General features: G+C 48.5%; 7 protein-coding genes. 4 read left to right on the top strand and 3 right to left on the bottom strand.

The window, feature by feature from the left end:
* Positions 1-2,047: hypothetical protein (locus Q0140_RS06580; RefSeq protein ID WP_297962974.1), on the top strand; the 2,047-nt coding region annotated here is incomplete at its 5' end.
* 386 nt (positions 2,048-2,433) lie between these two features.
* On the opposite strand, the gene Q0140_RS06575 is transcribed toward Q0140_RS06580, so the two are convergent.
* Positions 2,434-3,345 (bottom strand): LysR family transcriptional regulator, encoded by a 912-nt coding sequence (locus tag Q0140_RS06575; RefSeq protein WP_297962971.1) that lies wholly within the window; start codon positions 3,343-3,345, stop codon positions 2,434-2,436.
* A gap of 140 nt (positions 3,346-3,485) precedes the next feature.
* Here Q0140_RS06575 and Q0140_RS06570 point away from each other — a divergent pair, with 140 nt between their 5' ends.
* The 3 genes from Q0140_RS06570 (at position 3,486) to Q0140_RS06560 (ending at position 6,207) form a co-directional block, all read left to right on the top strand.
* Positions 3,486-5,027, top strand: coding sequence for a flavocytochrome c (locus Q0140_RS06570; protein ID WP_297962968.1), 1,542 nt, complete (start codon positions 3,486-3,488; stop codon positions 5,025-5,027).
* Positions 5,028-5,107: 80 nt separating this feature from the next.
* Complete coding sequence (locus Q0140_RS06565) at positions 5,108-5,539, top strand: cytochrome c3 family protein (RefSeq protein WP_297962966.1); 432 nt, start codon at positions 5,108-5,110, stop codon at positions 5,537-5,539.
* A complete protein-coding gene (locus tag Q0140_RS06560) occupies positions 5,536-6,207 on the top strand; it encodes a NapC/NirT family cytochrome c (RefSeq protein ID WP_297962964.1) in 672 nt (223 codons plus the stop codon). The genes Q0140_RS06565 and Q0140_RS06560 overlap by 4 nt, the downstream gene beginning before the upstream one ends.
* Positions 6,208-6,920: 713 nt before the next feature.
* Here the strand turns inward: Q0140_RS06560 and Q0140_RS06555 are convergent.
* Positions 6,921-8,312, bottom strand: a complete 1,392-nt coding sequence (locus Q0140_RS06555) for an OprD family outer membrane porin (protein WP_297962963.1) — start codon at positions 8,310-8,312, stop codon at positions 6,921-6,923.
* 446 nt (positions 8,313-8,758) lie between these two features.
* The coding region (gene htpG / locus Q0140_RS06550; protein WP_297962962.1) for a molecular chaperone HtpG at positions 8,759-10,021 on the bottom strand (1,263 nt) is incomplete at its 5' end.

The following is a 10,021-nucleotide window of genomic DNA, read 5'->3' as shown; positions in this document are numbered from 1 at the left end:
ACAAAAGTTGGCGGATAAGTTGTACGAAATTTCGGGCGAGCAGAAACAGAGCGTCGAGGATTTCAACCGCGAGATTGCGCGGCAAATCATCGTCGCAAGCGCGGAGAGGGCGAGCTTTGACGCGTTCATTGCAGATATGCAAAAAAGCGGGCTTTTTGAGAGCATAATCTACGAAGTCAAGGACGCGAGCGTGTATCAGAGCGAGCTTGCGCGTTTTGCGCCCGCGATACTCGATGATGCGAGCGTGGAGCTTTTAAAAAACGATCCGCAGGCCTTTTTTGAGCGTAGCGCGCGTGAGCTTTATTCAAAATTTCGTCCGCTTAGCCTCTCGCAGGACTTTTTCTCGCTTAGCCTTCACTCGCGCCTCGGCGCTCGCGGCGCTATCAAGCTCGATCCTGCGCAAAACCGCTTCATCGCGACCATTGACGGCGCGCCGCACTACCTCGCTACGGCCAAACTCGCTCCGAAAGCAAACGACGACGCGCTTAGCGCACTGGTGCGCGAGGCGCAAAAGAGCGAAATTTTAATCTCGGGCACCGCCCTTTTTAGCGCATTGGGTAAAAGCGCGGGCGTGCGCGAGAGCTCCATAGCGGGCGCCGTATCGCTTAGCCTGTGCGCGGCGCTGCTGCTGGCGGCATTTTCGCGCGTACGGATCTTCTGCCTGCTGCTGCCTGCGCTTTTCGGGCTTGCCTGCGGCGTAGCGGCTACGATGGCGATCCGCGGCTCGATCCACATCCTAAGCGCCGTGGTTTCGACGAGCCTAATCGGGCTGATGCTGGATTACGCGGTGCACTGGCTCGGCGCAAACATCTCGCGCCGCATAGAGGCTCGCTCGATAAAAAGCATGCGAAACATCCTGCTTCTAGGCTTTTTCATCACCGCAGGAGGCTACTTCGTATTTTTATTTAGCCCGTTTTTTCTCCTAAAAGAGATCGCGATCTTTGCCATAGCCGCACTTGCGGGGGCGTTTTGTTTTAGTTACTTCGCCCTGCCGCTGCTTCTTGAAGGGGCGGAATTTCGCCCCGCCCCGATCTTTGCAAAAGCTCTTGAACTCTACGCGAAGGCGCTTTGCAAGATAAACCTAAGCCTCAAAGCGCTCGCCATCGTTTGCGCGGCGGTGCTTGCGTTTTTGTATTTCAGGATGGAGCTTAAGGACGACGTCAGCGAATACGCGAGCTTAGATAAAAACCTTATCGCGATGAGCGCCAAGCTCGCAAGCATCGGAGGGTCCAGCTTCGATCTTATCGTGGGCAACGATGCAAGCGCGGTAGCCAAAGAGGCCGTAGCGCGCGGTCTTGCAGACTCATACACCGGCGCGCCGATTTTGGATCCCGCCACGCAGAGCTTTATCAAGCAGTCCTTTGCAAACTACGATAGAAGCGCATTTTTAAATCTCGGGCTTAGCCGCGAGCTCGTGGACGCGAACTTTGCCAAGATCGCGGATGCGCCCATTTTAAGCTACGAGCAAGCTAGAAGCTCCGTTCTTTTTGCCGCGATGCCGAGCATCGATCCGCATATCGCTTTTTTGCGCGGCGTGCGCGATAAAGCAGCCGTAAGCGAGCTTGCCGCGCAGATGGGCGCGCTGCATCTAAACATGCGAAGCGCCATAAGCGAGGCGTTTTCGCAGATCAAAATCAACGCCCTGTATCTAAAATGCGCCGCATACGCCCTTGCGCTCGCACTGCTGTGGGCGTTTTTCGGTGCGCGGACGGCGTGGCTGATCGTCATCTGCGTTTTTGCGACAAATTTAGCCGTGCTTGCCCTGCTTAGCGCATTCGGCGTGAGCGTGAATATTTTTGCGATCTTTGCGCTGATCCTATCAGGCGCTGTGGGGATAGATTATATGATCTTTGCAAACAACGATAAAATGGCGCTTAGCGATAAAATTTTCGGCATCACGCTCGCGTCTTTAACCAGCATAATCTCTTTTTTTACGCTCGCTTTCAGCTCCACTAAGGCCGTGGCGCTGTTTGGACTCTGCGTCAGCCTAAATATCGCGCTAGCAGCGATCTTGGCGCAAGTTTTGGCGGCAAGTAAGAAAAGCTAATCAAGCGGTAGCCAAAGAGCCGAAAGTATTAAAAGAGCCTCTTTGCACCGCTTGCAGATAAAATTTTATAGAAAGAGCGTACCGTAAATTTACGCAGCCGCGGCGAATGAAAATTTAGCCTAGCGCGCCGCGAGATTAAATTTAGCACGGCATGGCGCGAGATAAAATTTAACCGATTAGAGCGCGAGATAAAATTTGAGATGAAATTTCGGTCAAGCAAGTTACGAGCCGAAATTTAATGAGCAAGATTGCGGGATAAATTTTAAAGTGGGGTTTTGGCGCAGCGTCTCGAAGCATGCTATTAAATTTAAACCTATGCAGCGCATTTTTAAATTTAAACCCTTGCGGCGCGTTATTAAATTTAAATTTGCGCGCCGCAGACCGCCTTATTCGCTGCTTTTGCCTGCTTTTATCATCTTTATAAATTCCTTTGCGAGCTTGGAGGGTTTTTTATACACGACCGAAAATGATACGTCCAAAAGCGGCTCATCCGCGACATCAAAGAGCGTGATGTAGTCCTTTTGCGTCTCAAAAATGTACCGCGCGAAGCTGAAGCTCACGCAAAGCCCAGCCGCGACCATCGCGTTAGCCACGTAAAAATAGGAGGTATCGCAAAAAATTTGAGGCGTAAAGCCCGCTTTTTCGAAGATCTTTTTGAAATTCGACTCGCTTTTTAAAATTTTACTGCTGATTGCAAATTTATCGGATTTGAACTCGCCAAGTGCGATTTTAGGGTATTTCTCAGTAGAATTTATACTCGCTCGCGAAACGGCGGGATGGGAGGAGCAGACGCTTAGAAGCAGCCTGCGCTTTTTTATAAACTCGCACTCAAGCCCCTCCACAGAAAGCTCGCCGAAGTGCGCGGCATAGACGATATCAAGCTCGCCGCTTTTTAGCATCTCGATGAGCGCGGGTTCGGAGTGAGCGTGCACAACCCTGATGTCGGCTTTGGAAAATCTGCTGTAAAACATCGCGATGATCTTTTCGATAAATTTAAAGCTGGTCGAGGTCGCGCCGATTACGAGCTTGCCCGTCTTGATCGACGAAAGCCCGCGGATTTCGTTATTTAACTCCCTATTGAGCCTAAGCATATTTTTCGCTCTGGCGATGTAAATTTCGCCCGCGTATGTAAGCTCAAGGCCGTTTTTTCTATCAAAAATTTCGATCCCGAGCTCCTTTTCTAAAAGCATAATGCTCTTTGAAAGCGACGGCTGCGCGATTCCAAGCTCGCTCGCCGCTTTTGTAAAGCTTTTAAGCTCCGAAATTTTTACCGCAAATTCCATATGTCGCAGGCTCATTTTTTGCCCCTTCGGTTGAAATTTTATAGCCTTTAGCTATTAAATTATATACTAAATAACATTTGACTTACATAAAGATTTAATATAAAATTACGACATTAATCTTTAAGATTAAAAAATCTCTAAGTAAAGGGGCAAATATGCAGAGACGCGACATACTGAAAATGGGTATGGTAGGAGCCGGTGCACTCGCACTTAGCGCGGTGAATGCGCAAGCAAGTGCTGTGGACGCAAAGGACGTCAAATTTGACGAGGAGTGGGATATAATCATCATCGGTAGCGGCTTTGCGGGGCTTGCGGCGGGCTTAAAAGCAGCCGAGAAAGGCAACAAAGTCTTGATTTTAGAAAAGATGGGTCGTATCGGCGGAAACTCCGTCATCAACGGCGGCGGTATGAGCGTGCCGATGAACCCCGTGCAGGAAAAAACGGGCATCAAAGACAGCAAAGAGCTATTTATGAACGACTGCCTCAAAGCAGGACTTGGCATCAACCACCCCGAGCTTTTAAGCACCTTAGCCGATCGCGGCTTAGACGCGTTTAAATTCCTCGTAGATAACGGCGTGCAATTTAAGATGGATCACTGCGCGCACTTCGGCGGACACAGCGTCGCACGCTCGATGTTAACTACAAATGATAGCGGCTCGGGCTACATCCAGCCGATGCTTGAAAAATTTGAAGCGCTAAAAGATAAGGGCTGCGAGCTTCGCCGCCGCGCGAAATTTGACGATTTCGTAATGGACGGAGATCGCGTAGCGGGCGTCGTGATCCGCGAGGAGTATAAATTTGATCCAAATCTCTACAGCGACGATCTTGAAAACACGAGCGGTACAAAAAAGACGCTCAAAGCCAAAAAAGGCGTAGTGCTCGCCGCGGGCGGATTTTGCCGCGATAAAATTTTCCGCAAGCTTCAAGATCCGCGCATTCCTGACGACGTCGATAGCACAAATCACGCAGGAGCTACCGCGGGCGTGCTGCTAAAAGCCTTTGAGATCGGTGCGTATCCGGTGCAGGTCGATTGGATCCAGTTCGGTCCGTGGGCGAGCCCTGATGAGAAGGGCTTCGGTACCGCTCCGATCCTAACTCAGCAAGGCACCTTTAAATACGGTATCGCCGTGGATGTACGCAACGGCAAGCGCTTTATGAACGAGCTTGCAGACCGCAAGACCCGCGCGGACGCGGAGTTTAAAATTTTACGCGAAGATCCCAAAGCCTATCCGATAACCTTCGCCGACACCAAAATGGCGTTTAAAGACCTAAGCGAAGAGGTGATTTCCAAGGGCATGGCAAGCGGCAAGCTAGTAGGCGAATGCGCAAGCCTAGATGAGATCGCTAGCAAATACGGCGTGCCTGCGGACGCGCTAAAGCAGAGCGTCAAAAAATACAACGAAGGCGTTAAAGCCAAAAAAGATGAGTTTGGCAAACAAGAAAGCGCACTTAGCGAGATCAACGAAGCGGGGCCTTTCTACGTCATCCGCCTATCGCCGAAGCCTCACCACACGATGGGCGGTCTAAAGATCAACGAAAAGGCAGAGGTTCTATCCTCTAAAACCAATAAGCCGATCCCGGGCCTTTGGGCTGCGGGCGAGATCACCGGCGGAACTCACGGCGCTAGCCGCTTAGGTACCGTAGCGATCACAGACTGCATAGTTTTCGGAATGATCGCGGGTGAGCAGATTGCTTAGCTAGGTCTGAGCGCAAGCTCTTTAAAACCTTGCTGGGTAGCGAAAGCGAGCTGGCAAGGCAGTTTTCTAAAAGGTTGCAAATGAAAAAAATCAGTTTTACAGCATTGTTTCTGTGCTGTATCATCGCGACTTTGTTCGGCGCGCCGCCCTCTAACGACGCCAACGCCACGAACATAGTCGTTTCAGATGAGCTTCGGGCAAAATACAAAATCAAACCTCATCACGAGTATTTGTCGTTTGACTGCGTCGATTGCCACATAAATCAAGGAAGCGATCCGTCTAAATTTAAAAGCATCGGCGACAAGGGCTGTATCAGCTGCCACGGCGACAAAAAGCAGCTCGCTTTGAGGCTTAAATTTATGGATACACTCAAGGCCAATCCGCACAACTCCGTCCACGACGGTCCTACGCTATACTGCGACGAATGCCACAACGAGCACAAGGCATCTACGAATATGTGTACCGAATGCCACGAGCACGAAGTGCCGCAATGGATGGGGGTGACACCATGAGAATTTCTAAAAAATTACTAGCGCTTATCATCTTAATAAGCGGTATTATAGGGTTTTTCGTCGTCGTGCCGGTGCATTACGCGCTTGAGAAAACAAGCACCGATAAATTTTGCGACGTCTGCCACGAGATGGATCCGATGGTGATCGCCTATCAAGACGACGTCCACTCGGGCAAGGGCAAAACGGGCGTCAAAGCCAAATGCGTCGATTGCCACCTACCGCACGACAATATCGTAAAATACGTCTATCAAAAGGCCAAAAACGGCGTGTTGGAGGGCTACTCGCACTTCTTTGACGAGCCTGAAAAATACGACTGGAGCGCAAGGCGCAAAAACCGCGAGCACTATGTGTTTGATAACGGCTGCACGAGCTGCCACGCCACCGTGATCGACAGCAAGATCACCTCCGAGCAAGCGCAGCGCATGCACGCGCACTACAAAAAGCTCTTAGGCACCGAGCGAGAACTCAAATGCGCGAGCTGCCACGTAAGCGCGGGCCACGGCATCGGGCTTCGCAACTACCTAGAGTACTGGCGACCGACGTATAAAATTTACGAAAAGAAGATGATGGAGGAAAAGATCAAGGCGAAGAAGGGATTTTTCGGCGACGAGTATAAACCGAGCGCCGAAGAGCAGGCCTTTATAGACGCTTCTAGCGCGAAGAAATAACGCCTTGGGATTATAAGCGTTCAATCCACGCTTCAATTCACATTCCGCCGCGGGTTAAATTAAAGCTCAAATTCTGGGCTTCGATTTGATCCGCGGCGAGTTAAATTTAGCGAAGTTAAATTTAACTCGCTTTTATTCGCTTGATCTGACAAGTAAAATTTTATCCTTTCCCATCTTTTTTCGCTTTCGGATGAGCTTTAAAATTTATCCAAATTTAAAATTTCATCGAAAGAAGCCGTGCAAAAATCATCGCTTTTTTTGATATTAGCGCCGTATACTAGGGCACAGTCAATGCCTGCTATATTAAGGGCTTAAAGACAAACATCAGTTTGCCGATGTCAGATATACAGTGCGCTTATTCTACGAAATGCTGCTGAAATTTTACTAGATTAAATAGCTACGTTAAATTTAATATCGAGGTTTTGGAATTTTAAAATTTAGCGGAGCGGATCGGCAAATTTAAAATTCTGTCTCTCTAAGTTTCGCTGAATCTATCATTTAAATTTATCGTCTAAATTTCGCCTTTGTTTTGTTAAATTTAAGAGTTATGTTAAATTTGCGGAGTTTGGATGAAACATTTATCAAGCGCGAGCCCGCTTGATAATGCAGATGAGAAAGAGTAAATTTTTCGGGTTCAAACGCCCTTTTTTGCGTCATATATGAGGCAGAATAATACGGATAAGAAAGAGCGGAAAACTCCGCTCTTTAAAGCTTTAGTTGCCGCTTAGATCAAATTTATACGCAGCTTGCAACCATATCTCGTTCTCGTCGAACTTTCTATTTGCGCCGCTAGCGTAGTGGTCGCTTCTCTCAAGCGCAGTGTAGGTTACGCCCAAGCTTAGCCCCTTAACGGCCTTAGGAGCGTAGTTTGCCGTTACCGCCCAGCCCTCTACGTCCATGCTGGTGCCGACCTTTTGGCCCGCAGCCCCGCTAGCATTGATATTATTCGTGCCGCCTACTCTGTCTTGATCGCCTTTTACGTAGTGTAGCGCGGTTTTGAAGCCGTCCAAGCCGATAGCGCCGAAGTTATAATCAAGCACGATTTTGTGCGTATCCATACCCGCATATCCCGTGAAGACGAACGGACCTCTAATAGGCAGCGCGGTGTATGATCCCGGGCCGTTGCCGACGCCTAAAATAACGGCATCATCATCGCTAACGGTCGTATAGGCATACGATAGACCGAATCCGAAAAACTCGCTAACCGAGACTCTTGCGCCGAACATATCGCCGTCAAGCCTTCTTGGCTCCAGCCCTCCGTCCACGCGCGAGCCTTTGTAGTTAAGATCAAATCCCAGCTTTAAAATCTCGCCTACGGGCACTTTTACATTTGCCTCGGCAAGATACAGGCTAATGTCGCCGTCTTTTAATGCGTTAGCCGGTTTAACGTCCGTTACCGCTGCGTAAGCGCCAGTTAAAGTAGTATAAGGCAAGGATTTATTTTGAACGTATGCGGAGAAGATATTTTCAAATTTTACGGCGACCGGACCGGTCATATTACCCAGAATCACTCTATCTTTAAATAAAGGAGCCTTTCCTTCGCCTGCCGGAGCACCCATAGCGGTTTTGCTCCTTCCTTGGAATTTATAAAACCATCCGCCCCACAATGTAGTATCGGGGATATCTTTATTGGATATCGCTACGCCCTCGAAAGCCTCTTTAAACGCCCTTGTATAGTTGCCAGCAACGAGCGGAGTAACGACATATTGTCTACCCGCCTTTATATCGTTATTTCCTATGCCGTATCCTAGGTATAATTCCGATAATACCGCGCCTTTAGTATACCACTCCTTATCGTAGGCGGTCTTATTGCTTGAGCCTACGTGATACGGCATCAACCAGCCTTGCCCGGTAAGCCCTATTCTAAAGCCGTAAAGAGGATCGGTAACGTATCCGAGCTCAAGACCCACGCCGAATGCCTCGTAGTCGTTATCGCCCGTAGCGGCTTCGCCTCTATTGTCTACGGTTTTATTGGCGTAAGTGGTCTTTACCGTTCCGCCAAGCTTACCGTTAGTGATCGCATCGGCTACGCTATCTGCCGCGCTTAGCGAGGATACAGCGCATGCGCAAACCGCAGCAGCTAAACTTAGTTTGATGAGTTTCATTCGAAATCTCCTTTCATAAAGATTTACAAATATTTATAAAATGAATTATATCAAACAATCTCGCCGTTTGCGATAAAAAGGGGGAAATTTAAAATCAAATTACGCAACTTTGTAAAGATTAAATTAATGAATAGTGAAATTTATCCCCCGATTTATGATTTTACGATTTGACGAATATTTTCGGCTCTCGCTCCAACCTCGGCTCGCGGATAAAAGCGATCAAAATTTCAAAATTTTCAAAACGCCAAACCGAGCCGCCAAATAAAATTTTACCGAAATTAAAGAGTGAAAATTCCGCCGCTTTTAAATTTTAAAATTTAGAAAGCGCGGTGAAGCTTGCGAGCTAAAATTTCTTTTTAAATTTAAAGCGCGACTCCATAGATTTATACAGCCTATGCAGCCGCGCGGAATTTTGCTAGCGGATCGAAGCTCTAAATTTAGATAATTTACAGAGCCTTTACGATCAGCTCGTTTACGTTTTTGATAAACTCGCTCGGATTTTCCAGCTCCTGCCCCTCGCTAAGGCGCGCCAGATCGTAGATTATTTCAGACACTTGCGGCAGCATCAGTTTATCGGTCTGCAGCTTTTTGATGATCTCGTGATCTGCATTGATCTCCAAAATCGGCTTTACAGGCGGCAAATTGCGGCCTCCCATCTGCTTAAGTAGCTGCTGCGTCGCAAAATCGGGATCGTTCTCGTCAAAAACAAGGCAGGAAAGCGAGCCGCTTAGACGCGATGAAATTTTAACGTCCTTGACGCGTTCGCCTAAAATTTCTTTGATCTTTGCGGCGATCTCTTTGGCTTGCGGCGTCGCGGCGTCGTCGCTCGCAGCTTCCTGCTTGATCGAAGTCGCATTTTTAACCGGCGTCTTATCAAACTCAAAAACGCCAGGCATCACGATCGTATCGATCTCATCGTCGCAGAGCAACACCTCCGTTCCTTCGGCGTTAAATTTCTCGATCAGAGGCGAGCTTTTAAGCATCGCGGCGCTGTTTCCCGCGATATAATAGATCTCTTTTTGCTCCGCGCCCATTTTTTCCTTATACTCGCTAAGCGTGATGAGCCCGTCTCGCAGGTTTGATTTGAAAAGACAAAGCTTTAAAATTTCCTCTTTGTTTACGCCGAAGCCGTAAAGTCCCTCTTTCAAAACCTTGCCGAATAATTCGTAAAATTTTATGTATTTTTCGCGATCGCTTTGCAAAAGCTTTTCTAGCTCGGATAGAATTTTTTTGACGCTCTGTTCTCGGACATAGGCTAGAATTCGATTTTCTTGTAAAATTTCGCGGCTTACGTTTAGCGGCAGATCCTCTACGTCCATTATGCCGCGTACGAAGCGCAGGTAGCTAGGCAGCAGCTCTTTGGCGTCATCGGTGATGAAAACGCGCTTGACGTAGAGCTTAACGCCGCTTTGATAATCGACGCGGTATAGATCGAAGGGCTCGCTGCTCGGCACGTAAAAAAGCGTCGTGTATTCGTGCGTGCCCTCGGCCTTGGTATGGATATAAAACAGCGGATCGCCGCTGTCGTGGCTGATCTGCTTGTAAAATTCATTGTAATCGCTCGGTTTTAGGCTGCTTTTCGGCAGCTGCCAAAGCGCGCTCGCGCGATTAATCTGGACGTTTTTAACCTCGCTATGTCCCTGCTCGCCCTCTTTTTGCGCAGGAACGTATTCTTTTTTATCCATGAAGATCGGATATGGGATGTGGTT

The sequence above is a fragment of the uncultured Campylobacter sp. genome, from assembly GCF_938045405.1.
Lineage (GTDB): Bacteria > Campylobacterota > Campylobacteria > Campylobacterales > Campylobacteraceae > Campylobacter_B.
The sequence above is the reverse complement of the archived record's forward strand: the minus strand, read 5'-3'. Positions and strand labels throughout refer to the sequence as shown.